Source organism: Alteromonas aestuariivivens (assembly GCF_003367475.1).
In the GTDB taxonomy this organism is placed as follows: Bacteria; Pseudomonadota; Gammaproteobacteria; order Enterobacterales; family Alteromonadaceae; genus Alteromonas; species Alteromonas aestuariivivens.
The window spans coordinates 201823-228768 of the sequence record NZ_QRHA01000003.1; the positions used below are offsets into that span (position 1 = coordinate 201823).

At 51.5% G+C, this 26946-nt stretch carries 21 protein-coding genes and 2 tRNA genes; 11 read left to right on the plus strand and 12 right to left on the minus strand.

Translation table 11 applies throughout. From position 1 onward, the window contains the following. Nucleotides 1–15: 15 nt before the first annotated feature. The 4 genes from DXV75_RS05290 to dnaQ all read right to left on the minus strand — a co-directional run bounded on the left by DXV75_RS05290 (nt 16) and on the right by dnaQ (nt 2462). Nucleotides 16–92, minus strand: a tRNA-Asp gene (locus DXV75_RS05290). 27 nt (nt 93–119) lie between these two features. After that, nucleotides 120–196: transfer RNA gene (locus tag DXV75_RS05295), tRNA-Asp, on the minus strand. A 200-nt stretch (nt 197–396) separates the two neighbouring features. Further along, nucleotides 397–1725: a TIGR03503 family protein gene (locus tag DXV75_RS05300; protein ID WP_115592499.1), complete on the minus strand. Its 1329-nt coding sequence runs from the start codon at nt 1723–1725 to the stop codon at nt 397–399. 17 nt (nt 1726–1742) lie between these two features. Next, a complete protein-coding gene (dnaQ, locus tag DXV75_RS05305) occupies nt 1743–2462 on the minus strand; it encodes a DNA polymerase III subunit epsilon (protein ID WP_115592348.1) in 720 nt (239 codons plus the stop codon). Nucleotides 2463–2522: 60 nt separating this feature from the next. Here dnaQ and rnhA point away from each other — a divergent pair, with 60 nt between their 5' ends. Next, a complete protein-coding gene (rnhA, locus tag DXV75_RS05310) occupies nt 2523–3017 on the plus strand; it encodes a ribonuclease HI (protein ID WP_115592349.1) in 495 nt (164 codons plus the stop codon). A gap of 46 nt (nt 3018–3063) precedes the next feature. Here the strand turns inward: rnhA and DXV75_RS05315 are convergent, their stop codons facing one another. After that, the gene (locus DXV75_RS05315; protein ID WP_115592350.1) at nt 3064–4041 is read right to left on the minus strand and encodes an NAD(P)H-quinone oxidoreductase; all 978 of its coding nucleotides are present in this window, start codon (nt 4039–4041) and stop codon (nt 3064–3066) included. A 119-nt stretch (nt 4042–4160) separates the two neighbouring features. Here DXV75_RS05315 and DXV75_RS05320 point away from each other — a divergent pair, with 119 nt between their 5' ends. Next, nucleotides 4161–5351 (plus strand): class I SAM-dependent rRNA methyltransferase, encoded by a 1191-nt coding sequence (locus DXV75_RS05320; protein WP_115592351.1) that lies wholly within the window; start codon nt 4161–4163, stop codon nt 5349–5351. Nucleotides 5352–5371: 20 nt separating this feature from the next. Here the strand turns inward: DXV75_RS05320 and DXV75_RS05325 are convergent, their stop codons facing one another. From DXV75_RS05325 to DXV75_RS05340, 4 genes are all read right to left on the minus strand, one after another. After that, nucleotides 5372–5611, minus strand: coding sequence for a DUF2061 domain-containing protein (locus DXV75_RS05325; protein WP_115592352.1), 240 nt, complete (start codon nt 5609–5611; stop codon nt 5372–5374). Nucleotides 5612–5730: 119 nt separating this feature from the next. Beyond that, nucleotides 5731–6033: a PilZ domain-containing protein gene (locus DXV75_RS05330; protein ID WP_115592353.1), complete on the minus strand. Its 303-nt coding sequence runs from the start codon at nt 6031–6033 to the stop codon at nt 5731–5733. An 85-nt stretch (nt 6034–6118) separates the two neighbouring features. Further along, on the minus strand, nt 6119–10027 hold the full coding sequence (gene hrpA, locus DXV75_RS05335) for an ATP-dependent RNA helicase HrpA (RefSeq protein WP_281268907.1): 3909 nt from the start codon (nt 10025–10027) through the stop codon (nt 6119–6121). A gap of 190 nt (nt 10028–10217) precedes the next feature. Next, nucleotides 10218–10637 carry a CBS domain-containing protein gene (locus DXV75_RS05340; RefSeq protein WP_115592355.1) on the minus strand — a complete coding sequence of 140 codons (420 nt, stop codon included), beginning with the start codon at nt 10635–10637 and terminating at the stop codon, nt 10218–10220. Nucleotides 10638–11027: 390 nt separating this feature from the next. On the opposite strand from DXV75_RS05340, the gene sbcB reads away from it, so the two are divergent. The 3 genes from sbcB (at nt 11028) to DXV75_RS05355 (ending at nt 15701) form a co-directional block, all read left to right on the plus strand. Next, entirely contained in the window at nt 11028–12461 is a 1434-nt protein-coding gene (gene sbcB, locus DXV75_RS05345; protein ID WP_115592356.1) for an exodeoxyribonuclease I, read from the plus strand. A gap of 90 nt (nt 12462–12551) precedes the next feature. Further along, nucleotides 12552–14207, plus strand: a complete 1656-nt coding sequence (locus DXV75_RS05350; RefSeq protein WP_115592357.1) for a flagellar assembly protein A — start codon at nt 12552–12554, stop codon at nt 14205–14207. Between the two features lie 306 nt (nt 14208–14513). Continuing rightward, the gene (locus DXV75_RS05355; protein WP_115592358.1) at nt 14514–15701 is read left to right on the plus strand and encodes a pyridoxal phosphate-dependent aminotransferase; all 1188 of its coding nucleotides are present in this window, start codon (nt 14514–14516) and stop codon (nt 15699–15701) included. Between the two features lie 55 nt (nt 15702–15756). Here DXV75_RS05355 and DXV75_RS05360 read toward each other — a convergent pair whose 3' ends face one another. The 3 genes from DXV75_RS05360 to DXV75_RS05370 all read right to left on the minus strand — a co-directional run bounded on the left by DXV75_RS05360 (nt 15757) and on the right by DXV75_RS05370 (nt 19719). After that, a complete protein-coding gene (locus DXV75_RS05360) occupies nt 15757–16572 on the minus strand; it encodes a methyltransferase family protein (protein ID WP_115592359.1) in 816 nt (271 codons plus the stop codon). Between the two features lie 388 nt (nt 16573–16960). Beyond that, nucleotides 16961–18376 (minus strand): diguanylate cyclase, encoded by a 1416-nt coding sequence (locus DXV75_RS05365; protein WP_245953129.1) that lies wholly within the window; start codon nt 18374–18376, stop codon nt 16961–16963. A 167-nt stretch (nt 18377–18543) separates the two neighbouring features. Continuing rightward, entirely contained in the window at nt 18544–19719 is a 1176-nt protein-coding gene (locus tag DXV75_RS05370; RefSeq protein WP_115592361.1) for a thiolase family protein, read from the minus strand. Between the two features lie 245 nt (nt 19720–19964). Between DXV75_RS05370 and DXV75_RS05375 the strand changes: the two genes are divergently transcribed. From DXV75_RS05375 to DXV75_RS05400, 6 genes are all read left to right on the plus strand, one after another. Then, nucleotides 19965–20369: a MerR family transcriptional regulator gene (locus tag DXV75_RS05375; RefSeq protein WP_115592362.1), complete on the plus strand. Its 405-nt coding sequence runs from the start codon at nt 19965–19967 to the stop codon at nt 20367–20369. Next, nucleotides 20369–21538, plus strand: a complete 1170-nt coding sequence (locus DXV75_RS05380; protein WP_115592363.1) for an isovaleryl-CoA dehydrogenase — start codon at nt 20369–20371, stop codon at nt 21536–21538. The genes DXV75_RS05375 and DXV75_RS05380 overlap by 1 nt, the downstream gene beginning before the upstream one ends. 61 nt (nt 21539–21599) lie before the next feature. Further along, complete coding sequence (locus DXV75_RS05385; protein ID WP_115592364.1) at nt 21600–23207, plus strand: carboxyl transferase domain-containing protein; 1608 nt, start codon at nt 21600–21602, stop codon at nt 23205–23207. A 19-nt stretch (nt 23208–23226) separates the two neighbouring features. Beyond that, nucleotides 23227–24030, plus strand: a complete 804-nt coding sequence (locus DXV75_RS05390; RefSeq protein WP_115592365.1) for an enoyl-CoA hydratase/isomerase family protein — start codon at nt 23227–23229, stop codon at nt 24028–24030. Continuing rightward, the gene (locus DXV75_RS05395; protein WP_115592366.1) at nt 24027–26036 is read left to right on the plus strand and encodes an acetyl/propionyl/methylcrotonyl-CoA carboxylase subunit alpha; all 2010 of its coding nucleotides are present in this window, start codon (nt 24027–24029) and stop codon (nt 26034–26036) included. Before DXV75_RS05390 ends, DXV75_RS05395 begins: the two co-directional genes overlap by 4 nt. Further along, nucleotides 26026–26937 carry a hydroxymethylglutaryl-CoA lyase gene (locus tag DXV75_RS05400; RefSeq protein WP_115592367.1) on the plus strand — a complete coding sequence of 304 codons (912 nt, stop codon included), beginning with the start codon at nt 26026–26028 and terminating at the stop codon, nt 26935–26937. Before DXV75_RS05395 ends, DXV75_RS05400 begins: the two co-directional genes overlap by 11 nt. The last annotated feature ends 9 nt before the right edge of the window (nt 26938–26946 follow it).

A 26946-nucleotide genomic window follows, 5' to 3' on the forward strand; every position in this document is an offset into this window, starting at 1 on the left:
TTGTGTGAAACGAAATGGCGGAGCGGACGGGACTCGAACCCGCGACCCCCGGCGTGACAGGCCGGTATTCTAACCAACTGAACTACCGCTCCGAAGACCAAGTGTTTCGATTTGAAAAGTGGCGGAGCGGACGGGACTCGAACCCGCGACCCCCGGCGTGACAGGCCGGTATTCTAACCAACTGAACTACCGCTCCACAATTTTCAAATATATCAGCAAGTTACAAGCAATTCTAGAATCGCCCTGCCCTCACTGCGGCGCAGATAATACGGTTTCACCCTAGCAGAGTCAACGGTTTTTTTTGAATATATTGCCCGCAGCGCACTGTTTGCCTGATTTATCACCATATTGATGCAATAGCCACCAGCGAGGCGAAAATGCGTACAACCCAAAAGCCTAAGCTGCCAATTTTCGTCTGCGCCATATCAGCAACCCGACAATCATTCCCCCTGCCATCAAAATACTTCCGTTAACGGCCAGCAACCACATTGTCAATGTTGCGGAATCCATCTCGGGTTCAGATTCTGGCGATATAGTGGCTACCAATTCGTAATCTGACGGTATTTCGTCAGATAAAGTTTCTTCATCAAAGGGGGCCTGCAGCTCTAATTCGGAGACTTCCTCGATAAACTCTTCTTCTGGGACAGGAAATTCAGCTAAAAAGGTAAACTCCGGCACATCCAAAATAAACTCACGGCCATTCACGGTACTGCCATAGGCCGTTAGCTTGACTCTGAAAATGCCTTCTTCGTAGGCAATAATGCGATGTTCCCGGATATCACTACTGAGTTTGGTCAGGGAAAAATTTTGCATATCTCCGTTAGGGTAACGAATTTTTCCGTCCACCAGCAGCGTGTCCATTTTTACCAGTTCGCGGTTCGCATCAATTAACAGAGCATGGTAGCCCTCCTCGCCTGAGTCCTGCACTACAGAAACGTTGACTGGATTGGGATGCAGGCGCAGCTCCGGCTCAACCTGTTCGCGGGTGAACATGGGGGTAGAAACCCGAAATACCGGTGTCCATTCGCCTGCAGGTACCGACAGGTTGAACTGACCGGTAAATACCCCGTCCAGAGGCGCCTCATCCATTCCGCGGCCATTATCCTCGAACCGGGCAACCAGCTCATTATCGGCGCCAAAGTTGTCAAAATCAGGGTTATTAGTGCTGATAAGTTCGAAGGTCAGCTCGACCAGGTCACGAAACTGATTAAACTCCAACGGCTTGCCTCCGTTCGTCAGGTGCGCCGTCTGCTTGAGAATTTCACCGGAAAAAATCATCGACGGCAACGGAGCCACATGCAGTTTGAGGTCCGACAGAACCATTGCCCGGCTGCCTGGCAAAACCTGCCCTACTGCCTGCCAGGGGCCGGGTACCGGATTTTTAATACGAATCAGATCATAAGTTTCGGTGTAAAACCAGTACATAGGGCCATCTTCATCCATGTCCTCCACCTGGCCTTGAAAAATTTTCGAACCGTCCGGCTGAACCAGCACAACCGGGGCAGAACCGTACTCCCGAAAAAACACCAGGGTCAACTCTTCAACGTTGTGATCAACCCGAAAGCGGTTTTGCAGCAACTGAATGGAATTATGAAACTCGCTGCCGAGCTGCTCAATAGGCGATTCGGCGGTTGGATTTACTGCATCTGATGCTTGTTGCTGGGCTGACGCGTAGAAACAGCACAATGCCGCCAGGCCAGCCAGCCACAGCTTAGGCCGGAACAAGCTGAATTTCTCACTGATTACTGGTCTGAAGACACTCGCCACAAGCACTGCCCACCGCTTTTTTGCACAATATCCAATCGCGCTTCATGTTGTTCCAATTCATCGGCGCTGGCGCGAATAACCTTTAATTTATTTCCATTTAAGGCCACTCGGCGAATACCGTTGCCACTGGCATCCCCCTCTTCATTGTTCTGACCGGCCAAATTCAATTTGGTCTGGCCACCCGTCATTATCAGGTAAACATCGGCCAGGATTTCGGCATCCAGCAATGCGCCGTGAAGGTCACGATGGCTGTTGTCTATACCGTAGCGTTTGCACAACGCATCCAGGTTGTTCTTCTGACCAGGGTGCATTTTCCTGGCCATCACCAAAGTATCCAGCACGCCGCAAATCTCAGAAGTTATGATTCCATGCGTTGTCGGACACTGGCCAAATTCATGGTCCATAAAGCCGACGTCAAACGGGGCATTATGAATAACCAGTTGAGCGCCGCGAATGAACTCTACGAAATCTGCCGCAACCTCACGGAACTTGGGCTTGTCGGCCAGAAATTCGTTTGTGATCCCGTGAACTTCAACGGCTTCCTGCTCCACTTCCCGTTCAGGATTAATGTAAACGTGAAAGTGGTTGCCGGAAAGGCGACGATTGATAACTTCAACACACCCGATTTCGATGATGCGATGGCCTTCTTTTGGGTCAATACCAGTAGTTTCGGTATCCAGTACTATTTGACGCATGATATCTCTAAAATTTCATCCTGCTTTTTTGCTAGTATATCAAGCCCTCAGCATCAGGCTATGGGCGAGAAGAAAAAAGGAGCCGGCGTGGCACAAAAACACATCGAAATTTTTACTGACGGATCCTGTCTGGGCAACCCCGGTCCCGGCGGATACGGTGCAGTTATGAAATACAAACAACACCAGAAAGAGCTCAGTGGCGGGTATTTTATGACGACCAACAACCGTATGGAATTGCTGGCCCCGATTGAAGCGCTCAACAGTCTGACCGAATCCTGTCGGGTTGATCTGACCACCGACAGCCAGTACGTAAAAAACGGTATCAATCAGTGGATCCACAACTGGCGCAGGAACGGTTGGCGTACTGCCGACAAAAAACCGGTAAAGAACGCCGATCTGTGGAAACTGCTGGACGAGGCAGTAAAAAAACACGACGTTCACTGGCACTGGGTTAAAGGGCACTCCGGCCATCCGGAAAACGAACGCTGTGACGAATTGGCCCGTGCCGCCGCAGAATCACCCAGCCGCGAAGACAAAGGTTTTCAGCCCAGCTGATCGATCCTGCCTTCTCAATGCGCCCGACACCATGCCTTCAGGCTCATTACCAAACCATGACCAGTTTACCCATGGTGTCATTGTCTTCTATTCGTTGATGGGCCAGGCCAATTTCGCTAACCGGCAGTATGCTGTCAATGTTGGCGTGCAACTCTCCGCATCTGAACGCTTCAAGACAGCGCTGGCTGAATTGCCTCACCAGATTAGCTTTATAGCCATCGCTGCGGTTACGAAGGGTTGACCCCTGTATTCGAGCCCGCTTTGCCAATAGCAAGGCCATATCAAGTGCATCTGCATAGCGACCTCCCAGCATAGCCAGATAAACGATACACCCATCCTGCGCAAGTACGTTAAGATTACGGTTCAGGTATTCCTTGCCGACAAAATCCACCACACCATTGGCTCCGCCAGGCCACGTTTCGGCCAGCACATGGGAAAAATCCTGCTCGCGATAGTTTACTAGAATTTCCGCTCCCATCTTTGCGCACAGGCTTAGCTTTTCCTCTCCAGAGGCTGTGGCAGCGGTGCTGATATTAAACCTCCGGCACAATTGCAGTGCTGCCAGCCCTACCCCACTGGCTCCGGCATGGATAAGCGCTTTGTCGCCGGAATCAAGCCCTGCAATTTCAAATAAAGACTGATAGGCCGTCAAAAACACTTCTGCCACACCCGCAGCTTCAGCGAACGTCATCGTGTCAGGGACAGGCATAAGATGCTCAGGATTGACCACAACCTGCTCGGCATACCCGCCACCAGCAACCAAACCAAAAACCCGGTCTCCCGGCACCCAGGCCGATACATCCGAACCTGCCTCAATGACGGTTCCTGCCACTTCCAGCCCCAAAATCGGGCTTTCACCAGCGGGAGGCGGATAACGCCCTTGCCGCTGCAGGGTGTCTGCACGGTTTACACCGAATGCAGCAACATTCACACGAACTTTATCCTTTAGCAGCTGTGGTGCATCCATTTGCCCAATCAATAAACATTCAGGCCCCCGCCCGGGTTGATGATCTACAAAACGCATATATCGATGCCTGTTGAATGAACTCACCACACTCTAGCAAGGCTGGCAGGCAAAAGTCGATAATCGGGTAAATACTGTATATACTTCGCCGCCGTTAAACTGGGTACAAGGTTCTGCCAATGTCTGCCACCGCCATTCTCGCTCCTAATCGAGAAAAATCTCTACTTCGCCGCCATCCGTGGGTATTTGCCAGTGCCATTGCACAAATCAAAGGGCGTTGCCGTGCCGGAGATACCATTGATGTGTTGAGTTCCGATGGGAAATGGCTGGGACGCGGAGCTTATTCACCGGAATCCCAAATCAGGGTACGCATCTGGACATTCAATCAGCAGGAAGTAGTTGATAATGGTTTCTTTGTCAGACGCATGGAACAGGCACTTGCCCTGCGCCAACGCCTGATCGCAGGTTCCGATACCAACGCATTTCGCCTGATTGCGTCCGAGTCTGATGGCCTGCCTGGCGTGACTATTGATGTATACAACAGTGTTGCCGTGGTGCAGTTGCTAAGTGCAGGCGCTGACCGCCAGCGCAGCAAAATTGTCTGGGCACTCAACAAGGTTATGCCTGATTTGGCGGTATTCGAGCGCAGTGATGTGGATATTCGTAGCAAGGAAGGGTTGCAGCCCGTCATTCAGACATTGGCCGGCGAACCGCAAAAGGTGGTCGACATCACTGAAAACGGCATCAAAATCAAGGTGGATATCGAGCACGGCCATAAAACCGGTTTTTACCTCGACCAGCGGGACAGCCGTGCTGCTGCGGGCCGCTACGCCAGGGATGCAGAGGTACTGAATTGCTTCAGCTACACGGGCACCTTTTCCTGTTATGCTCTCAAAGGCGGAGCCCGTCACGTTACCAATGTGGATGTATCCCAGCCTGCACTGGACCTGGCACAGCAGCATCTGGAAATGAACGGGCTGGACCCGCAAAAATGCAGCATGGTGAACGCCGATGTGTTTGAAACCCTGCGCATATATCACCGTGAACAGCGTCAGTTTGATATGGTGATCCTCGACCCACCAAAGTTTGTCGACAGCAAAGCCTCGTTGAATCGTGCCGCCCGGGGCTATAAAGACATCAACCTCTATGGAATTCACGCAGTAAAACCCGGGGGATTACTGCTGACGTTCAGTTGCTCCGGGCTCATGCCTGGCGAGTTGTTTCAGAAAATTGTTGCTGACGCCGCTCTGGATGCTGGCCGTACCATAAAAATTATTGAACGCCTCTCACAGGCCAAAGATCACCCGGTTATTGGCAGCTTCCCGGAAGGCTACTACCTGAAAGGTCTGGTTTGTGAAGTCACTGACTAACGGCTTGCAACCAAACGCTTTTAGTGAACAAAAGGTGTGAATCCTTCACGGCTGACCATCCTCCGCGGTTCGGGCCTGCGCTGACCGCGGACTGACTGAACTCGTTGCCATACCTTTTCATGAAAATAAAACATAACAGTATTGATGGCAGGTTCAACCAAAGCCACAGCCCCACCCACTACCACACTACCAGTAAGCCAATACGCCACACTGAATGCGACGGTAAAATGCATTACAGCAAAACTGACTGTCTTTTTCATGGTCTTCCCCATCACTCAATAATAATAGGAATTATTATTAATTAAAGCAGTGATCGCTAATGCCTTTAAGCGATGGAGTTCATGCAAGAAATCGATTCACCGCGGTGCAACCGCAATGGTTAATTCATTTCTGAAATTTCGACGCCGATAACACAGCTGGATTCAGATTCTGGCTCGCATCGCACCACAGTAGCGACTGCAGAAAGTGAGGGGACTTGTGAACTCTGGGAGTCAATTGACACATTCACCTTAGTACCAATTTCCAATGAGGGCTCTTCCACCTCTAAAGACATGCCGGTTGCGCTGATATCCTTACATACCGCCTGCAATGTTCTGCTGGATTCCTCATCGTTTACCTCAAGTAAACAGGGTGAGTTCACCATCATTCTGAAAAAATTCCTTTTATCGTCGTATCCGAGCATTCCTACCTCTCCCAGTTATTAAGCCGCTTGCGACCCTAGTTCTTTTATAGGGTGACTAGGGAAGCTTGTCAATGTAGAAAAAAGTCTAAAAATCTTCCAGATAGTTCAGTATACGCTTAACCGAAACCGGATAGGCGGTTCCCAATTGCTGGGCAAACAGGGACACCCGCAACTCTTCCAGCATCCATCGTGCATCCATCAACGCCTGAGGTGCTTTTCCGATGGGGTACTTACCCACTGTTTTGTCAAACTCCGAACGGGCTTTTTCCACACTGATTTGTTGCAGTCTGTCGCGGTTCGGGTCTACCGGCAGTTTCTCAAGTCGACGAACCAGAGCTTTAATATAGCGATTCCAGTCATCCAGCCGATGAGCACCAATATCGGTAACGAAGCCGGGATAGACCAGCGTACTCAGATGTTGCTTGACGTCGCCCAGCGCGCTGACCATGGTTAATGGCACGTTGCCTTTCATTTGCTTCTGGCATTGATGGGCCAGTGTCAGCCCCGTCTCAACTTGCTGGGCAATCTTTAACACCGTGTCATTGATTTCTGAGCGCACAACATCGAGGCACTGGGAAAACTCAGCTTTGGTCCGCACTTCGCACTGATGTTGCTGACAAAAATCCCCAACAAGCGCGTCTATACCGGCCAGAATACAATCATCAATCAGAGCCTTGACTTGACCAAAGGGATTAAAGTACAGGCCTAGTTTGGCTTTATTGGGCAACTTGTTCTGCAAATAATTCAGCGGCGAAGGCATGGCGTTTTTAATCAGTATATTCACGCCCTGACGATGCAGTAGGCGGGCTCGTGGTGCCTCTTCGACCAGCTCAATATTCACCTTGTTACCCTGACGCACCAGAGAAGGAAATGCCTGAACTTCAAAGCCTCCCAGACGCTGAGTAAAGGTTTCGGGAAGCGCCTCAAAATCCCATTCTTCAAGACCTTTACGTTCCAGCTCAGGGGTGGCCGCTGCTTCAAAAGTCTGCTTCACCTGGCCCTGGCACTGGGTTTTGAGCGCATCCAGATCGTCGCCCCGGGCGATGGGTTTCTGGTTTTCACCCACCACGGCAAAATGCACGGTTAAATGGCGTTCAAGCTGACTGAGATTCCAGTCTTCCGGCTCTACAGAAACACCGGTCATTTTGCGCAGCTTGCGGGTTACCGCTTCGATAAGGGATACGGGGCGCCCCTTATCATCCTGGGGTGATATGTCAGAAAGGCAGGCCTGGGCAAAATTTGGTGCAGGCACAAAATTGCGCCGCAACCGTTTTGGCAGGCTTTTTATGAGAGCCACAATCAGTTCTTCGCGAAGACCGGGCACCTGCCAGTCAAAGCCGATGTTTTCAACCTGATTAAGCAGTGGCAAGGGAATGTTTACCGTGACACCGTCGTCGTCTGCATTAGGCTCAAAATGGTAACTGACAGGTAAGCGCAAATTGCCCTGCTGCCAGGTATCCGGAAATGCCAGTTCCACAGCCATTCCCGGTTGCTGGCGAAATACATCTTCTTCAGTAAAAGTCAGGTCCTGGGCTCTGCCCGCAGACTTCATCCATTTTTTAAACGCCGCTTCATTATTCACTTCAGCCGGAATGCGGCTGGCATAGAAACCCACCAGTGATTCATCGTCCACCATCAGATCCCGTCTACGGGTCTTTTGTTCCAGCTCGTCAGCCTGCTCAAGCAATGCACGGTTGTGAGTCAAAAAATCGTAATTGAGTTTGCACTCTCCCTCAATTAACCCGTGACGAATAAACAGTTCCTGGCTGACCGCCGGATCAATTTGGCTGTACACCACCGCCCGGCGCGGAATTAATGGCAGTCCGAATAAAGTGACCTTTTCCCACGCCATCACCGCACCGCGCTTTTTTGACCAGTGGGGTTCTGAATAGCTGCTTTGAGTAAGGTGCTTCGCAAGGGGTTCAACCCACTGCGGGTCGATACGAGCGTTCATACGCCCAAACAGCTTTGAGGTTTCCACCAGTTCGGCAGACATCACCCACTTGGGTTGGCTTTTGGCCAGGTAGGACCCGGGAAAAATCATAAAGCGGGTATTACGTGCCCCAAGGTATTCTTTGTCCTTGTCCTTAAACCCAAGATGAGACAACAGCCCTGTGCTGATGGCCTGGTGAATGCTTTGGTAATCCGCCTGATGATGCCCGCTTATGCCCAGCCCCAACTCCGCTGCCGACTTTTTCAGCTGGCTGACAATGTCCTGCCACTCCCGCATACGCAGGTAATTAACAAACTGGTTTTTGCACCATTTACGCAACTGATTGTTGGACAATTCACTCTGTTGCTTACGAAACTCCTGCCAGAGGTTTAGCAGGGCAATAAAATCCGAGTCTTTATCGGCAAACTCACTGTGGCGTTCATCTGCCTGCTGGCGCTTATCCTGAGGGCGTTCCCTTGGATCCTGAATCGATAAACCCGCAGCAATCACCATTACTTCCATCACTGCGTTGAGTTTCCCTGCTTCAATCACCATGCGAGCATAGCGTGGGTCAATCGGCAGTCGGGCTATCTGGCGGCCGAGCCGGGTAAGCTGAACCTTGCCTTTATCGCGTTCAATGGCTTGAATTTCTTCAAGCAGACGAAAGCCATCATTGATATTGCGGTTATCCGGCGGCTGAACAAAAGGGAACGCGCCAATGTCACCCAGGCCCAATGCCAGCATCTGCAGGATCACCGAAGCCAGGTTAGTGCGCAATATCTCCGGGTCGGTGAATTCCGGCCGGCCCTGATAATCCTCTTCACTGTACAAACGAATACAGATCCCGTCCGACACCCGCCCGCAACGCCCGGCCCGCTGATTGGCAGAGGCCTGGGAAATGGGTTCAATGGGCAGTCGCTGCACCTTACTGCGCGCACTGTATCGTGAAATCCGTGCGGTGCCCGGGTCAATGACATACTTGATACCGGGTACAGTGAGAGAGGTTTCAGCAACATTGGTGGCCAGCACAATCCGCTGGCCACTGTGCGACTGAAAAATACGATTTTGTTCGGCGGCAGACAAACGGGCATACAAAGGCACAATTTCGGTATTGCGATACTGCTGGCGCTGCAACGCCTCCTGGGTATCACGAATTTCGCGCTCGCCGCTCAGAAATACCAGAATATCACCGGGTGCTGCCCGCTTGAGTTCATCCACTGCGCCTATAATGGCGTCGGTCTGGTCGATGTCGTCACCCTGCTCGAGAGGGTCATGGTAGCGAATTTCCACCGGATAGGTACGCCCGCTGACTTCGATAATGGGCGCATTGTTAAAGTGTTTGGAAAAACGCTCGGGATCAATGGTGGCTGAGGTGATAATCAGCTTCATTTCAGGGCGTTTGTGCAATAACTGGCTCAGGTATCCGAGCAGAAAATCAATGTTGAGGCTGCGCTCGTGCGCCTCGTCAATAATAATGGTGTCATACTGGTTGAGAAAGCGGTCCTGCTGCATTTCTGCCAGTAACATACCGTCAGTCATCAGTTTCACATAGCTGCTGTCGCTGACCTGATCAGTAAAACGAATTTTAAATCCCACTTTCTCGCCCAAGGGCGTGTTGAGTTCTTCCGCGATCCGGTTCGCAACACTTCGGGCGGCCAGGCGGCGTGGCTGAGTATGGGCAATTAGTCCATCGACTCCCCGCCCCAGCTCCAGACAAATTTTCGGTAGCTGTGTGGTTTTTCCTGAACCGGTTTCACCCGCCACAATGACAACCTGATGGCTGGCAATTGCGGCCTTTATTGCTTCTTTTTTATCGCTGACCGGTAGTGGCGGGTATTCCACCTTTGGCAGATTTAGCTCCCGCCATTCACGCCGTTCACGCGATGCCTGGATCTGTTGTGTCAGTGCATGCAATCTGGATTCACTACCTTCCACCTGACGTTTAAGCTCGTCACTCAAACGATGCAAACGGCGCTTAAAACGAAAACGATCAACCAGCATGCACTGTTCAAGCTGTTCAAACAGTGGCTTTAATGGCGAAGATAGCGAACTGGACGGCAAAGCAGAACCCCGTAAATCTGATTGGGCGCCAATGCTAGAAGATAGCTGAGTATTTTTCCAGTAAACACAGCCTTACAAAGTGATAAAAAACCGTTTCTGTTCGCAAAAAGTGTCAGCGTTCACTGAGGGAACGTTTCAGACAGGAAAGTCTTTTGTTTAAACTACCCACAGTGAACGAAGCGAAGGACGATCAGGCTATTTTTTTATAGCCTGAACGCAACTGGATATCGATGGCTCGCAAGACGCTGGAACGGTTGATTGTACCGACAAGTACACCATCGTCATCTACTACAGGATAAATTCTGGGTTTCTCCTTGAGTAACAGCTGAGACAACTCCAGCACAGAGGTGTAGGGTTTTACCGTTAATGCCGGGGTGCGCATAATGTCATGTACCCGGCATACCTGCTCCCGGTAATAACTGGATTCAATCATTCGTTGCAGGCAATCCTGCTCTGACAGGAAGCCTACCACCCTGCCTTTATCATCCACCACCGGGCCACCGGTCTGACTGCTTTGCAGTAAGCGTTCTACCGCTTCTGCTACCGGCATATCCAGACGCAACTTAACTGGATGCAGATTCATATAGTCACAGACTTGCAGTGATTCCATTTCGCCTCCCAAACTGTTGGCCGCCAGGCAACCAACTCTGCGCTTGTGTTCTTAATAATGTATTTATCAGCAGATTATCGGCTAACCCGCTGATCAGCCGGGCCACTTTTGTGTTCGCTGGCCCCTTACTGTAAGCCTAGTCTGTGTTGCTAAATGGAGCTATTTTTTCAGTGAATATTTCAGAATTATGAAAACTATGGTGATGCAGCAAGAAGGATACAACGCCATGACCCACAGTAATATTATGGCATTTGCCAAGCTACCTGGCAGGCGCTTACACGGTTAATCCCACTACGTATTTGGGCTGTTCCTGTGTAGCATTGGTATTGTGTCCCAGTCGGTGTACACTTCCCGCTTTGTTAGACTGACGACTACGGTATTCCCAAAATCATGAGTACACCAGCAACTTTTCTGTGGCACGACTACGAAACCTTTGGAACCAGTCCACAAAAAGATCTGCCCTGTCAGTTTGCTGCCGTTCGCACCGATGCGGACCTTAACATTGTCGGTAAGCCGATCAATATCATCAGCCAGATTGCCAACGATTACCTGCCCAGCCCGCAAGCCTGCCTGATCACAGGAATTACCCCGCAGCAAACGCTCAGAGACGGCATGATAGAAGCGGAATTTGCCCGTCAGATTTTCGCTCACATGAGTGAGCCCAATACATGTGTTGTGGGCTACAACAGTTTGCGCTTTGACGATGAAGTCACTCGTCACTTGTTTTATCGCAATTTTCTCGACCCCTACTCCCGTGAATGGCGAAATGGCAACAGCCGCTGGGACATTATAGATTTGGCCCGAGCCTGTTACGCCCTTCGCCCGGAAGGCATTCACTGGCCCACCCGGGAGGATGGCTCCCCCAGCTTCAAACTGGAAATTCTGACCGAGGCGAATAACCTCGATCACGGCCAGGCACACGATGCTTTGTCTGACGTCTACGCCACTATCGGGCTGGCGAAACTGATTAAAAACCAGCAACCCAAACTGTTTGATTATGCCTTTGCTCTCAGAGACAAACATCGGGTTGCCAGAATGCTGAACACTGAACAACCGACAGCGGTTCTGCACGTATCCTCGAAACTGCCGGCGAGCCAGGGTTGTGCCACATGGGTCATGCCGGTGGGCATTCATCCGCACAATCCGAATGCAGTGGTATGCATTGATTTATCCAAATCTCCACAGCAGTTGTTTGATACCCCAACCGACGTCTTGCGTGAACGGCTGTATGCATCGGCCGATACTCTGGGCGACCCGGCACTGCGGCCAGGACTCAAACTCATTCACATAAACCGGTCGCCGTTTGTCACATCCCCCGCCGCTATGACCGATGAAAATGCTGAGCGGCTTGGCCTGGACAAAGCAGCCTGCCGGGAGAATTTCAATGCTCTGAAACAGTCGCCTGATGCCCGAAAAAAAGCGGTAGCTGTATTCGATGAACCGCATACAGAGCGTTATGACGACCCCGATCATGCACTCTACAGCAGTGGCTTCCTCAATCAGGAAGAGCGGCGCTGGTGTGAACAGGTGAATCGTGCAAAACCTGACGCTCTGTCTTCAATGGCTGAACTGACCCACAACAACCGGCTAAAAAACCAGCTGTTCCGCTACAGAGCGCGAAATTATCCGCAAACATTAACAGCCGATGAAATGCAGAAATGGCAAGCGCACCGGCAGGCCCGGCTAACCGACCCCGGCTCACCGGCAGCCTATACACTGGAACCGTTCATGTTTGAATTGGAAAGCCTGGCACAGGAATACGCCAGTGATATCAACCGGCAACGTATTTTGAAAGCGCTGTACCAGTATGCGGAAAATCTTTGACCTGCCCGGGTAATTCGGGATAGTGTTCTAAAGTCTTAAGTGCAATGAGCCGATACTGCAATATGCGGTCGGGCCTAATCGAGAGAAGTAATGAAAGGCGTATCTGTTGTCATTGACGAAAGCGGAGACTATTTGGACCTCACGCTGGAACCTGAGCATTTTGAACAGGAACTGCAGACCAGTTCTCTGTTGGAGTACATTGCACAGGGCGAATTTGCCCAGCTTTATCTGTCCAAATCCACCGTCAAATCTGCCTGTGATAACGCCAATCACTATTTTAAAACCGGTGACCATACTATTGTTACTGAACGCATTGGCGAAAGGCGTCACGCCGAAGTGGATTTTCGGATAGCCGAAGACGGCATGTCGGCGGTAATGAGCCTCACCGCACCCTATGGCGGAAAGCTGCCAACCGTAAAAATGGTGATAAGCCTTGCTGCCAGAAACAATATCAGCCGGGGCCTGAGTTCCAAACGCATCAAAGCGCTTTTGACACAAGCCAGACAGGGGGCGCCCGGTGAGGTATTTGAAAGCCTCATCGCAAAAGGGCTTCCACCCCGAAACGGCAAAAATTCACGTTTTATTCCGCTTGTGCCCAACGCTCTGGAACGGGTTTTAAGGCCTCAAACCAGCGGTGGTGACCGGGTAGATATGCGCAATCTCGGCGAAGTTATCTGCGTTAAAATTCACACAGAAGTGTTGAGACGTGCAGAGCCAACCCTGGGCCGCAAAGGCTTTACCGTATCGGGGACCGTGCTCGAAGCAAACTCCGGGAAACAGGTCGAATTCAAAACCGGCAGCGGTACAGTCGTCAGCGATAGAGATCCAAACCTTCTTGTTGCAGCCATTTCGGGCATGCCGAAATTCAAAGACCAGACAATGAATATTGAAGACACCTTCATCTGCAGTGGTGTCAATGTAGGAACCGGGCACGTAAATTACGACGGCGCCGTGCTGGTAAACGGTGACGTCACAGAAAAGATGGTTATTAAAGCAACCGGTGACGTTACAGTAAATGGCTTTGTCGAATCCGCACACATCGAATCCGGTGGCGATATCATCATCACCGAAGGCGCAATGGGTAAGGTTAATGAAGATTCCACTGACTTCAGTTGCCACCTGACCGCCGCAGGCAGTATTCACGTACAACACGGTCAGGGCATTGACATACAGTGTGCCGGCAACATCACCGTTGGCCGCCAGTTGGCCTACAGCCGCCTGCGTTGTGGTGGTTCAGTTACCGTCGGTCAAATCGACAACCCTCAGGGAAACCTGTTTGCCTGCGAGATCGTCAGCCAGTCCAAGGTTATCGCTGGTACGCTGGGGGCGGTTTCCGGCAGCACCCTCAAAGTGGACTTCAGCCCGGGATTCAACCTGCTGTTGGAGCGCAAAGATTCACTGGACGAACTGCTCAAACAATTGCGAGAAAATAACCTCAGGCACCAGGAAAAACTCAAGATTATCAAATCCAAACTGGTACCTGAAGAACTTCGCCCTAAAGTGGAAGAAGCCAAAGAGCTGTTAAAAAATGAATCGGCACTGCTCAACTGGATTGAAATGAAAGCCGAGGAAATGAAGCAGGCAAAAGAAGTCTACCTTAACGATGTACAACTGGTCGCTAACAAGCGCCTGTACCCGGGCGTTTCAGTAAAACTCAATAATCGAAACTGGCGTTCTGAACGGGAATACGATCGTTCAAAAGTGGTTTACGAAGCCCACCAGTGGCAGTTCAAACCGACCGTGTAATAATCAGCAGCGGGGAGTGTAATAAAAAACTCCCCCGTGTAGCCTAACGCCCACTTAGCATTTCACCAGATATCCACCACTTCTGCCGCTCACCAGGTTGGTGCAGAAAAAAACTCAGATACCGCCTCCACATATACCGGAAACCTTATAATCCGCTAAACATAACCCGTTGCCCCAAATTGTGTCAGCTACGCCCTAAAATAGTGACATCTAATTGATTTAATTAATTTTTTAGCACAACTATTGCATATGATTTCGTTAAGACTTAGGCTGAATGCTACGTGTATTTTTTAGACAGAGTGACCTATGAAAAATAATAATATCCAAAATCTTCCATCCGTTGATACTTCACGCCGCAACTGGCTAAAAACCGTTGGGCTTGGTGCTGGTGCAGTTGCATTAACAGGTTGCTTTGATTCAGGTGTTAAAGAGCTCCAGGCTGCTGGCATGAAGACTGAGCACTTTCCCACCGCCACACCAAATCTGAACGATGGCCTTATTCGGCTGTCTTCCAATGAAAACGCATTTGGGCCATCTGCCAAAGCTGTTGAAGCGATGCAGGGTGAGCTGTTTAACCTGAACCGCTATGCCGATGCTACCGTAAATGTACTGGTCAAAAAAATAGCCGAACAGGAAGGCGTATCGGAAGAACAGATTGTCGTAACCAATGGTTCATCCCCCATTCTTTTCGGCTATGCAGACTGGATCACCAAAAACGGCAATAAGCTGGTCACTTCCATGGCCACCTACGAAGGAATTCCACGTGGCGCCGAATTCATGGGCGCTGACGTAACTTATGTTCCTCTTGACGCCAATATGGATTTCGACCTCGATGCCATTGAAGCAGCTGTTACGGAAGACACCACCGCTGTTTATATCTGCAACCCGAACAATCCAACCGGCCGTGCCCTGGATCCGGTTAAGCTGACCGAATTTGCAAAACGAGTTTCTCAAAAAGCCCAGGTCTTTATCGACGAAGCTTACATTGAAATGTCTGATGCTTACCCGGCTAATGTTCAGTCCAAACTGGCGGCTGAAGGCTACAATGTTGTTATCTGCAGAACCTTCTCCAAAATTCACGCTATGGCTGGTCAGCGACTTGGTTATGCCATTATGCCCGCTGAACAGGCAAAACAGATGGGCCGGATGTTGAGAATGGGCGGTGTGAACTATCTGGGTCTGGTTGCAGGTATGGCCAGCATGGACGATCACAACAACCTCAATGTTATGCGCGAACGTATCAAAACCGAGCGTCTTAAACTTACCTCTACCGCCGACGCACTTGGTCGCCCCTACGCAAAGAACCCACAGGGTAATTTCATCTACATGGATACCGGCATGCCTCATGCGGAGTTTGCCGAAAAAATGAAGGCGCTGGGGATCAAGGTAGTAGGCAGAACCTGGCCCGGCTACGACACATGGTCACGAATCAGCATCGGAACCCCTGAAGAAAACGACGCTTGTGTATCCGCATTGAAAGCCGTATACGCATAAACGGATCATCTCCAGGAAACGGCCCAAACCTATTTGGGCCGTTTTTATTTCCCCCTCACTTTTGATTCCCCTCCGCGGGAAACGCCGCCTGTTTTGCAGGGTTGTTTGGTGCTTTTCTAAAACCTATCGGCAAAATTTGCGGAACATGCTGCATATACACGTAATAGCGCTTACCAAACCTTGCCAACAAATCCCTTTCCTCGTAACCAATTCCAATAAACACATAAAAAGAAAGTAAACTGGATGCAATCAAATGCCCTAATGTCATTACAGGCGTAGCCCAAAGCACGAAAAGAATCCCCAAATACATGGGATGCCTTGAAACTTTGTACAAAGAAGGCGTAATAAAGGGAATATCCGGCTCTTTCATACCCCTCATTGCATGCCACGTTTGTGATATACCAAACAGTTGCCCGTGGCTGATCATGAATGTCGCCCACAATACGAGCCCTGCACCGGCAGCAAAAGCCAGTTGCAGCAAGCCTGACCACACACCGCTTACAAACCAGACCTGATATTCCATGGGTTGCCACGCCAAATACAACCATATCAGTACCACACAGGTTGCCAGCACAAATACACTTCGCTCCAGCGCCTGAGGCACAAACTGTGTCAGCCAGAGCTTAAATTTTCCCCGCGCCATTACACTGTGTTGCACGCCAAAAGCAAGCACAAGCAAGGCATTGGCCAGGCCCTCAGGAATGCCCGGAATGGCAAACATAACCGGGCCGGCATCGACGGTTTTAACGAACTCCGGTAACTCTACATACAGGCTTATCATTGAGCCCCCAATAAAGACCAGCAAGTAAGAGAATACGCACCAGAAAATCAGATAGATAACCGTACTGATGGCAAAGTGAACTGTTTTCATAAACTTTCCCCTGAAAGGATATGTGAAAGTGATTCTCGCAACGCAGCCAGCCGAGGGTAGCCAGGGTTGTGAACGGCTGTGGGTTCAAACATGGCCCGTATAAATGCTGATCAACTAAAATCAGTTATTGATTGAGAAACCGTTGAAAAGTGCTGGCTACTGGTGAGCGGCTTCGTAGGAAAAACGAGCCTCAGTTGGTTCAACAACGCTTTACGGCTTCTCACAAAGTGGCTGAATGTTAAGCGAATGGGTTCACTCTTAAACGTGGCATAAATTTCTGCGCTGTCAATGTCAGCCGAATTATCCCCCCTGAAGCGAAGTGATGCTGCCTCATACAGATTCAGACATTCACTGCCGCCGAGCTTTAACGCGGGAAATGAGTTAGGATTCAGTCAGCGACACAGGCCTTGCCATTGCCCTGACGGCGTGAGTGGTAAAGAGCTTTAAAGGTACGGTCGTACCAGTCAGTGAAAGTCTCATTATTTTCAAGGGCAGCCAGGCCGACAGCGACCTGAATGCCATACTGATTCAGTTCACGATGCTGATTAACGGCAGATATCAGCCTGTCAGCCAGAACCTTGGCGGCAGAGATTGGGGTTTGCGGGCAAAGGATCAAAAAAGACTCCCCTCCCCACCGACCGGCAATGTCGACTTCCCTGACCACTGACAAGCAAATGCCAGCCACGGTTTTCAGCACATTGTCTTTGGTGCTCACGCCATGTACGGCAAGTAGTTCGTCCAGATTGGATAACTCCAGCAGTAAAAGGGTAGCGGATGAGTGAAAACGCTGGAAACGGGACACTTCCTCTTCGGCTTTATGCATCATGTAGTTACGGTTATACAGCCCGGTAACCGAATCGTGGGACGACAAAAACTCCAGTGTGCGGTTCTTTTCTACCAGCGCCGACTGCAGGGACTCCAACTCTTCGTTTTTCTCACTCAGCATCGTATTGCATTGGCGAATAACCCGCCGACGCCAGTAAAATACGGCAATGATGGAAATCAGCAAAACAACAAACACTACCGACTCAGTGTAATCCTGCTGACGGGAAATCTGAACATTATTCCAGCGTTTGTAGATGTCTACCCTTCGGGCCTCGGGGATGGCTTCAATCGCATTGTTGAGACGGGGAACCAGATCAGCGAAATGCTTATTGACACCGAATCCCAGAGAGTCATAAGGCTCCGCATACCCGGTGATAATCAGATTTTTCACGTTCAGATTATTCATGTTGGCATTCACACTGAGCAGCGACCCAACCAACAGGTCGATTTCGCCGGCAGCAAGCCGCTTTATGCCTTCACTTTCCGACTCCACATATTCCACCCGAATGTCCGGGTAGTAACGGGCCAGATACTCTGCATGACGGTAACCTTGTACCACTCCCAGCAGGCGGTCTCCAATTCCCGCATACCCTTGCAGTATGGGTGTGCCGGCCCGTGCAACAATAACGTTGGGAGCTTCGAAATACGGCAAAGTAAAACTGAGAAACTGTCGGCGGGAAGGCGTGACGTTGAGAAGCGGGATCACCATACACCGCTCTTGCTCTATAAACTCCAGAGACTGCCCCCAACTCTCGGTTTCAACCAGTTGAAAATCAATCTCAGCCAGTTCGCCTATCAGGCGGAGGTAATCCGCAGAAATGCCAATATGTTTGCCGTCTCTAATGGCCTCATAGGGCATCCAGTTCGGGTCAATACAGTAGGTTACCGGTTGTTTTGCTTGTTCGGCACCGGCACTGATGGCGACCAGTGAACCCAACATAAAGGCGTAGCAGATTTGCAACAAATGACGCTTCGACACCAAGGTAAGTTTCCGCACAGCAAAACAAATTTAATGTTGTCGACCAGTATCCATGCTCGCACAGATTATTGCAACCACCGATCCTGCCCATTTGCGCTGCGGTGCTCAGAGTCTGAACAAAAAAGATTCCGATCAGCTGAAAACCGCAACGAAAAGAAAAGTTAAAACTAGACCGACTCAATGGCAACGGCCACGGCTTCCCCACCTCCGATACACAAAGAAGCGATACCCCGTTTAAGCCCTTTTTGCCGCAAAGCATGTAACAGAGTCACCAGAATACGCGCACCTGAAGCGCCGATAGGATGCCCTAAAGCACAGGCCCCTCCCTTAATATTCACTTTGTCGGGGTCCAGGCCAAGGCCGGAAATCGCCAGCATGGTGACCATCGCAAAGGCTTCGTTTATCTCAAAAAGATCCACATCATCAAGTGACCACCCGGTTTTCTGCAGCAGCTTTTTCATTGCTCCTACCGGTGCCAAAGTAAAATTTTCAGGCTCAATTGAATGCGTTGTGTGCGCAACCACTTTTGCCAGCGCCGTTAGTCCTAAATCCCTGGCCCTGGATTCTGACATCAGCAGCAGTGCAGCTGCACCATCTGAAATGGAACTTGAATTTGCGGCGGTAACGGTCCCATCCTTTTTAAACGCAGGGCGCAAAACCGGTATTTTTTCAGGCCGTGCAACCAAGGGGCCTTCGTCGGTATCCACAACGGTTTCGCCTTTTCGATCAGTCACGGTTACGGCCGCTATTTCATCCTTGAATTCGCCCTTGTCAATGGCCGCCTGGGCTTTGCCCAGCGATCCCAGTGCAAATTCATCCATTTGAACTCGGGTGATACCTTCCTGATCGGCGGTGGCCTGTGCAAAACACCCCATCGCCTTGCCGTCATACGCGTTCTCAAGTCCATCCAGCATCATGTGGTCCAGCACCTGACCATGACCCATACGATATCCGGAACGAGCCTTCGGCAGCAGGTACGGCGCATTGCTCATGCTCTCCATCCCCCCGGCCAACACAACATCTGCACTGCCTGCCCGAATAATGTCATGCGCAAGCATCACCGCTTTCAGGCCTGAACCGCAAACCTTATTGATGGTAGTTACTCCGGCATGCAATGGTAACCCGGCTTCCAGGGATGCCTGCCTGGCTGGAGACTGGCCAAGCCCGGCAGGCAGTACGCAGCCCATGATCACCTCATCAATCTGGTTACTATCCATACCTTCACACGCGGCGCGGATGGCAACCGCCCCCAGTTGCGTGGCGGTCACAGAAGTCAGACTGCCGTTAAAACTTCCCATTGGCGTGCGCTTAGCCGCCACAATAACGATATTTTCACTGCTCATGTCGGGTTCCGTTGTCAGCGATTGCCCCCTGTTGCGGTGCCCAGGGCCGGACAATCTGTTGCTCAGTAAGAGAGACAGGGTAGCGCCTGTGTAAAAAAGAAAACACAGTGCTTTGGTATTACTCCAAGTTACCTGCTCTGGATGTTGACGTTATCAAAATGTTAATTTACCTTAACGTTAAATTCAATTTACGTTAACGTTAAGTTAATACTTTGACCCCTGGTGGGTCCTACAGGACTGGCGTGATGACCCTTAACCATTCTGAAACTACTTACTCCATTGGTGAGCTGGCCAAGGAGTACGATATTACGACCCGATCCATTCGATTTTATGAGGAGCAGGGCTTAATCACCCCAACCCGAATCGGCCAGAATCGGGTTTACCACAACAAGGACAGAGTGAGGCTGAAGCTGATATTGCGCGGAAAACGGCTGGGATTTTCTCTGGCTGAGGTACGAAATCTTTTTGAACTGTATGACGTGAATCCAAATTCGGCGGTTCAGCTGGAAACCATGCTGGCAATGACTGCGAATAAGCGCACTACCCTGCTTCAACAACTGGACGACATCCAGATGCTACTCAGTGAACTGGACGAGGTTGAAGCTCGCTGCCGGGAAGAACTCGCAGAAATACGACAAGGAAATCAATAATGACCCGCCCGTACCCTACTCTCAATTTTGACCTTGGTGATGACATCAATATGCTCCGCGAGCACGTGCAACACTTTGCCCGGAAAGAAATTGCCCCACTTGCAGCTGAAGCCGATGAGAACAATCAGTTCCCGAATTCATTATGGCCAAAGCTCGGCGATATGGGCTTATTGGGCATCACTGTGTCTGAACAGTACGGTGGTTCAGAAATGGGTTACCTTGCCCATACCATAGCCATGGAGGAAGTCAGCCGGGCATCCGCGGGTATTGGGCTGAGTTATGGTGCGCATTCAAACCTTTGTGTAAACCAAATCTATCGAAACGGTACCGATGCCCAAAAGGAACGTTACCTTCCCGGGCTGGTGACAGGTGAACAGATTGGTGCACTGGCAATGAGTGAACCCAACGCTGGCTCCGACGTTGTCAGTATGAAGCTGAAAGCTGAACGCCACGGTGATTGCTTTATTCTCAATGGCAACAAAATGTGGATCACCAACGGTCCCGACGCACATACCTTCGTGGTTTACGCAAAAACCGACCCCGACGCCGGCTCAAAAGGCATCACGGCATTTATCATCGAGCGGGACGCCCCGGGCTTTAGCCGGGCGCAAAAGCTGGACAAACTGGGTATGCGTTCCTCCAACACCTGTGAACTGGTGTTTGAAAACTGTGAAGTTCCTGCAGAAAACGTGCTGGGTAAAGTTGGGGGTGGCAGCCGGGTGCTGATGAGCGGTCTGGATTATGAAAGGCTGGTACTGTCCGGTGGGCCACTTGGAATAATGCAGGCCTGTATGGACGCTGTCATTCCTTACATTCATGACCGGCAGCAGTTCGGGCAATCCATCGGACAATTCCAGCTGGTGCAAGGCAAGGTTGCCGACATGTACACCCAAATGAATGCTGCCAGAGCCTACGTTTACACCGTGGCCAAAGCCTGTGACCGGGGTGAAACCACACGCAAGGATGCCGCCGGCGCCATTCTTTATTCTGCCGAACTGGCCACCCGCATGGCGCTGGACGCCATTCAGTTGCTGGGAGGCAACGGGTACATCAATGACTACCCCACAGGGCGTTTACTCAGAGATGCCAAACTGTATGAAATTGGTGCCGGAACTTCGGAAATAAGGCGAATGCTGATTGGCCGTGAACTGTTCAGGGAAACGGAATAATTCCATGACCGGCCGGCCAGATTTCTGCCCTGTGCGACATTGTCTTTAAATTGGAGGCGGTATGCCCGTTGTTAAATCCAGGATCAACACCAAAGCCGAATCGTATGCGCACAACACAAAGCACATGCGCAGCCTGGTTGATGACCTGTGCCAAAAAGTGGCAAAAATCAAACTCGGCGGTGGGGAAGACGCCGCAACGCGCCATCAGGCCAGGGGTAAACTGCTGCCCCGGGAACGCATTAATTACCTGCTGGATGACGGCTCCCCTTTTCTGGAAATCGGCCAGCTCGCTGGCTGGAATGTTTACCAAGACTATGTTCCCTGCGCCGGTGTCATCGCCGGAATTGGACGTGTTTCGGGCACTGAGTGCATGATTGTGGCCAACGATGCCACGGTTAAAGGCGGCACCTACTACCCAATGACGGTCAAGAAGCACTTGCGTGCCCAGACCATTGCTGAACAAAATCACCTGCCCTGCATCTATCTGGTTGATTCTGGCGGCGCGAATTTACCTCGCCAGGACGAGGTGTTTCCGGACCGGGAGCATTTTGGGCGAATTTTTTTCAATCAGGCCAACATGTCCGCCCAGAACATTCCTCAGATAGCGGTTGTCATGGGCTCTTGCACTGCAGGCGGTGCATACGTTCCCGCCATGGCCGACGAGAGTATTATTGTCAAACAGCAGGGCACCATATTTCTTGGTGGGCCGCCGCTGGTCAAAGCAGCGACCGGTGAAATTGTCAGCGCCGAAGAATTGGGGGGTGGTGAGGTTCATACCCGCACTTCCGGAGTCGCTGACCAACTGGCCAATAACGACCACCATGCACTTGAACTGGCCCGGGACGCCATTGCCCGGCTAAACCGGGTTAAGCACATCCAGCTTGATGTCCAGCCAAGCCGAGAGCCGCTTTATCCGCCGGAAGAGCTGTATGGCATTGTTCCCGCCGACAGCCGTCAAACCGTGGATGTCCGGGAAATCATCGCCCGGATTGTCGACGGCTCGGAGCTTGACGAATTCAAACCCCTGTACGGTACCACTCTGGTGTGCGGCTTTGCCCGTTTGTTTGGCTACCCGGTTGGCATCGTAGCCAACAACGGCATTCTGTTTGGTGAAAGCGCTCTTAAAGGGACTCACTTCATTGAATTGTGTGCCAAACGGAAAATTCCGCTGATTTTCCTGCAGAACATCACTGGCTTTATGGTTGGCAAACAATACGAAGCAGACGGCATCGCCAAGCACGGCGCCAAAATGGTCACGGCAGTGGCCTGCGCCAAAGTTCCCAAACTGACGGTGCTCATTGGCGGCAGCTTTGGTGCAGGTAACTATGGAATGTGCGGACGCGCCTACGACCCAAGATTTCTGTTTATGTGGCCAAACGCCCGAATTTCGGTAATGGGTGGTGAACAGGCCGCCGGAGTCCTGGCTCGGGTTAAACGGGAACAAAAAGAACGCAGCGGAGAAAACTGGTCAGCCGAGCAGGAAGCAGAATTCAAACAACCTATTATTGAAACCTATGAAAAACAGGGCCACCCCTACTACGCTTCCGCCCGTTTGTGGGATGACGGCGTGATTGACCCCGCAGACACCCGCATGGTTTTGGGCTTATCGCTCTCTGCATGCCTGAACAAGCCACTGGAAGACACCACATTCGGTGTATTTCGAATGTAACCATAAAGGGAAACCAGAAATGAACTCACAGCTAGAAACCCTTTTGTATGTCGTTGATAAACGTGGCATTGCAAGCATTACACTGAACCGCCCGCACAAGCACAATGCATTCGACGATACCATGATCAAGGAACTGACCGACTGTTTTAACCGGGCTGCCCAAGACGACGCAGTGCGGGCTTTGATTCTGCAGGCAAGCGGCAATACCTTCTGTGCCGGAGCCGACCTGCACTGGATGCAGCGCATGGCAAACTACACCGAAGAGCAAAATCGCCAGGACGCCCTTGCTCTGTCGGGCATGCTGCAAACCCTTTACACCCTGCCGAAACCCACCATTGCCAGAGTACAGGGGGCTGCATTTGGTGGCGCTGTAGGGCTGATTGCCTGCTGTGATATTGCCGTTGGCAGCCTGCTGAGCAAGTTCTGTTTCAGCGAGGCCAGGGTTGGCTTGATTCCGGCGACCATCAGCCCGTACGTCATCAAAGCCATCGGAGAGCGGGAATGCCGACGCTATTTTCAAACCGCAGAAGTTTTCTCTGCCCGCAGGGCCAAGCGCTTTGGGTTACTCAGCGAAGCTGTTACCGAAGAGGAACTGGGCCGCTGCATCGAAAATTTACTGGGCCACATTCTTGCCAACGGCCCGGTTGCCGTACGAGAGTCCAAACTGCTGGTTCAGCAGGTTTCCGGCCAGCCGATAAATCGGGGGTTGATGGACACCACGAGCCAGATGATAGCGCGGATCCGGGTATCCAATGAAGGCCAGGAAGGATTGCATGCGTTCTTTGAGAAGCGCCCCGCCCAATGGCAGGAGCCCGGAGCATGATAGACAAACTGCTTATTGCAAATCGAGGGGAAATTGCCTGCCGCATTATCCGTACGGCCCGAAAAATCGGCATTGCTACTGTGGCTGTATACTCGGACGCCGACGCCAGCGCATTGCATGTTGCCCTGGCCGATGAATCAATTCATATTGGCTCTCCCCCGGCAAAAGAAAGCTATCTGGCTGCCGACAAAATTATCGCCGCAGCCCGTAAGCTGGGCGCGAATGCCATCCACCCTGGTTACGGCTTCCTGTCGGAAAACGCCGACTTTGCACGCCTGTGTGAAAACAATCAGATTATCTTCGTCGGCCCGCCTGCTGCCGCCATTGAGGCAATGGGTTCCAAATCGGCAGCAAAAAAAATCATGCAAAAGGCCGGGGTTCCATTAATCCCCGGCTATCACGACAACGACCAGTCTGACACAGCATTGCAAAAAGCCGCTCAGGAGATGGGCTACCCGGTGCTGTTGAAAGCCAGCTCCGGAGGTGGGGGAAAAGGCATGCGCCAGGTATGGCGGCAGGAAGATTTTACCGCCGCTCTTGAAGCTGCCAGGCGCGAGGCCCTGGCCAGCTTTGGCGATGACGCCATGCTGGTGGAGAAATACCTTACCCGCCCCCGCCATGTTGAAGTTCAGATTTTTTGTGATCAGCACGGCCAGGGAGTTTACCTGTTTGAGCGGGATTGCTCAGTGCAGCGGAGACACCAAAAAATCATCGAAGAAGCGCCCGCTCCGGGCCTTGGCGCAGCTCTGCGTAAACAGATGGGGGAAACGGCGCTGCGGGCTGCTCAGGCCATCGATTATGTTGGAGCCGGTACGGTAGAGTTTCTGCTCGACGAAGACGGCCAGTTTTATTTTATGGAAATGAACACCCGGTTGCAGGTAGAGCATCCGGTCACCGAAAAAATTACCGGTGAAGATCTGGTGGAGTGGCAGCTGCGTGTGGCAGAAGGAGCACCGCTGCCCAAAAGTCAACAACAACTCACGGCCAAAGGCCATGCTTTTGAAGCCAGAATCTACGCTGAAGATCCTGCCAACGGCTTTTTACCTTCAACCGGCAGATTGAAAATGCTGCAGCCCCCAGAGGAAGACACTCACACCCGTGTTGACACGGGGGTACAGGAAGGCGACGAGGTGTCGGTGTTTTACGACCCCATGATAGCCAAGCTGGTGGTGTGGGATGAAAACCGGGACAAGGCTCTCCAGCGCCTTTTAAGCGCCCTGCAACAGTATTATGTGGATGGTGTAACCACCAACATTCCTTTTTTGTACTCCGTCGCTGCCAGTGAGCCATTTCGCTCTGCACGTCTGGTTACCACCTTTATCGACTTGTACCAGGACCAGTTACTTCCCGGGCGCCCGGAACTGGCAGAAGACACCCTGGCGATAATGGCACTGCTTGAAATGCTAAACAGACAACGAGGGAGCACGATAAACCGCGAGGACCCCCACTCCCCATGGTCCCTGCAAAATGCGTGGCGGGCAAACGAAGTGCACTGCCAGCAACTGCGGTTAACCGCGGGCAACCAGGAGTTTGAGTTGTACATTACCCCTTCCAAAGGTATTGAACCTGCCCCGGGCTCATGGCAGGTTCAATACCGCCAACAAGTTTGGCAAGTGAGTGGTTCGCTGGAAGGTCACTACATCCATGCCATCATTAACGGCCATCGCAGCCGGGTCGCTTGGTCCGGTAATGAACAGGGATTTGTCATATTCACCGCTGGCCACGCATTGCGTTTCGCGGCGGTCACGCCGGATCTGGGTGATACGGAAATTGCCGGTGCGAACCCTTCTTTTCAGGCCCCCATGAACGGAACCATTGTGAAGCTGACTGCCGAGCCAGGTGAGCAGGTAAAAGCAGGAGCAACCCTTATGATCATGGAAGCCATGAAGATGGAACACTGCATCACCGCCCCTGTGGACGGCAAAGTTAAGCAGTATTTTTTCGCCGCTGGCGATTTGGTCGACGGCGGCACAACCTTGCTGGAGTATGAACCTTATGAAGCATGATTTTCCCCGGAAGGTGAGTATCGTGGAAGTCGGGCCCCGTGACGGGCTGCAGAATGAAGCTGTTATTCTTTCCACTGAAGACAAGATTGACCTGGTGAACCAGTTGGCAAATGCGGGCCTGAAACGCATCGAAACCGGCAGCTTTGTATCCCCCCGATGGGTACCTCAAATGGCCGATTCCGCCGACGTTTTTGCCGGCATAGTGCGACACCCTGGGGTGGTATATTCCGCCCTGACGCCAAATTTACAGGGCCTGGAAGCCGCCATCAACGCCAAAGCAGACGAAGTCGCCGTATTTGCTTCCGCTTCTGAAAGTTTTTCGCGTAAAAACATAAACTGCAGCATTAGTGAAAGCCTGGCCCGGTTCAAACCGGTGCTGGCTGAAGCAAAAAATGTGGGTATCAAAGTGCGGGGCTATGTTTCCTGTGTATTGGGTTGCCCTTACGAGGGCTACGTTGACCCCGTTTCGGTAGCATCCGTGACCGCCGAGCTCATCAGTATGGGCTGCTATGAGGTTTCTCTGGGCGACACCACGGGCGTAGGCACACCTCTGGCCACCGGAAATCTGATTGAAAAAGTTACCGGTGTGGTCCCAGTGAATATGTTGGCCGCCCACTTTCATGACACCTATGGTCAGGCTCTTACCAACCTTGTGATTGCGCTACAACACGGCATCACAACAATAGACTCATCCGTCGCTGGTTTGGGTGGCTGCCCTTATGCCAACGGAGCCGAAGGAAACGTTGCTACCGAAGATGTGGTGTACATGCTTGCCGGAATGGGAATAGAAACCGGGGTGAATCTGGAAGCCGTGATCGCGGCCGGTAAAACGATAAGCCAGAAACTCGAACGGCAACCCTCTTCCCGGGTTTCCAGAGAATGGGTTAGCCACGCAGTCTGAACCCAGGCA

Coding starts and splice junctions, on each gene's coding strand:
- dnaQ (WP_115592348.1), bottom strand. CDS start 2,462: ATGCGTCAAATAGTACTGGATACCGAAACTACTGGTATTGACCCAAAA.
- rnhA (WP_115592349.1), top strand. CDS start 2,523: ATGGGCGAGAAGAAAAAAGGAGCCGGCGTGGCACAAAAACACATCGAA.
- DXV75_RS05315 (WP_115592350.1), bottom strand. CDS start 4,041: ATGCGTTTTGTAGATCATCAACCCGGGCGGGGGCCTGAATGTTTATTG.
- DXV75_RS05320 (WP_115592351.1), top strand. CDS start 4,161: ATGTCTGCCACCGCCATTCTCGCTCCTAATCGAGAAAAATCTCTACTT.
- DXV75_RS05325 (WP_115592352.1), bottom strand. CDS start 5,611: ATGAAAAAGACAGTCAGTTTTGCTGTAATGCATTTTACCGTCGCATTC.
- DXV75_RS05330 (WP_115592353.1), bottom strand. CDS start 6,033: ATGCTCGGATACGACGATAAAAGGAATTTTTTCAGAATGATGGTGAAC.
- DXV75_RS05340 (WP_115592355.1), bottom strand. CDS start 10,637: ATGGAATCACTGCAAGTCTGTGACTATATGAATCTGCATCCAGTTAAG.
- sbcB (WP_115592356.1), top strand. CDS start 11,028: ATGAGTACACCAGCAACTTTTCTGTGGCACGACTACGAAACCTTTGGA.
- DXV75_RS05350 (WP_115592357.1), top strand. CDS start 12,552: ATGAAAGGCGTATCTGTTGTCATTGACGAAAGCGGAGACTATTTGGAC.
- DXV75_RS05355 (WP_115592358.1), top strand. CDS start 14,514: ATGAAAAATAATAATATCCAAAATCTTCCATCCGTTGATACTTCACGC.
- DXV75_RS05360 (WP_115592359.1), bottom strand. CDS start 16,572: ATGAAAACAGTTCACTTTGCCATCAGTACGGTTATCTATCTGATTTTC.
- DXV75_RS05370 (WP_115592361.1), bottom strand. CDS start 19,719: ATGAGCAGTGAAAATATCGTTATTGTGGCGGCTAAGCGCACGCCAATG.
- DXV75_RS05375 (WP_115592362.1), top strand. CDS start 19,965: ATGACCCTTAACCATTCTGAAACTACTTACTCCATTGGTGAGCTGGCC.
- DXV75_RS05380 (WP_115592363.1), top strand. CDS start 20,369: ATGACCCGCCCGTACCCTACTCTCAATTTTGACCTTGGTGATGACATC.
- DXV75_RS05385 (WP_115592364.1), top strand. CDS start 21,600: ATGCCCGTTGTTAAATCCAGGATCAACACCAAAGCCGAATCGTATGCG.
- DXV75_RS05390 (WP_115592365.1), top strand. CDS start 23,227: ATGAACTCACAGCTAGAAACCCTTTTGTATGTCGTTGATAAACGTGGC.
- DXV75_RS05395 (WP_115592366.1), top strand. CDS start 24,027: ATGATAGACAAACTGCTTATTGCAAATCGAGGGGAAATTGCCTGCCGC.
- DXV75_RS05400 (WP_115592367.1), top strand. CDS start 26,026: ATGAAGCATGATTTTCCCCGGAAGGTGAGTATCGTGGAAGTCGGGCCC.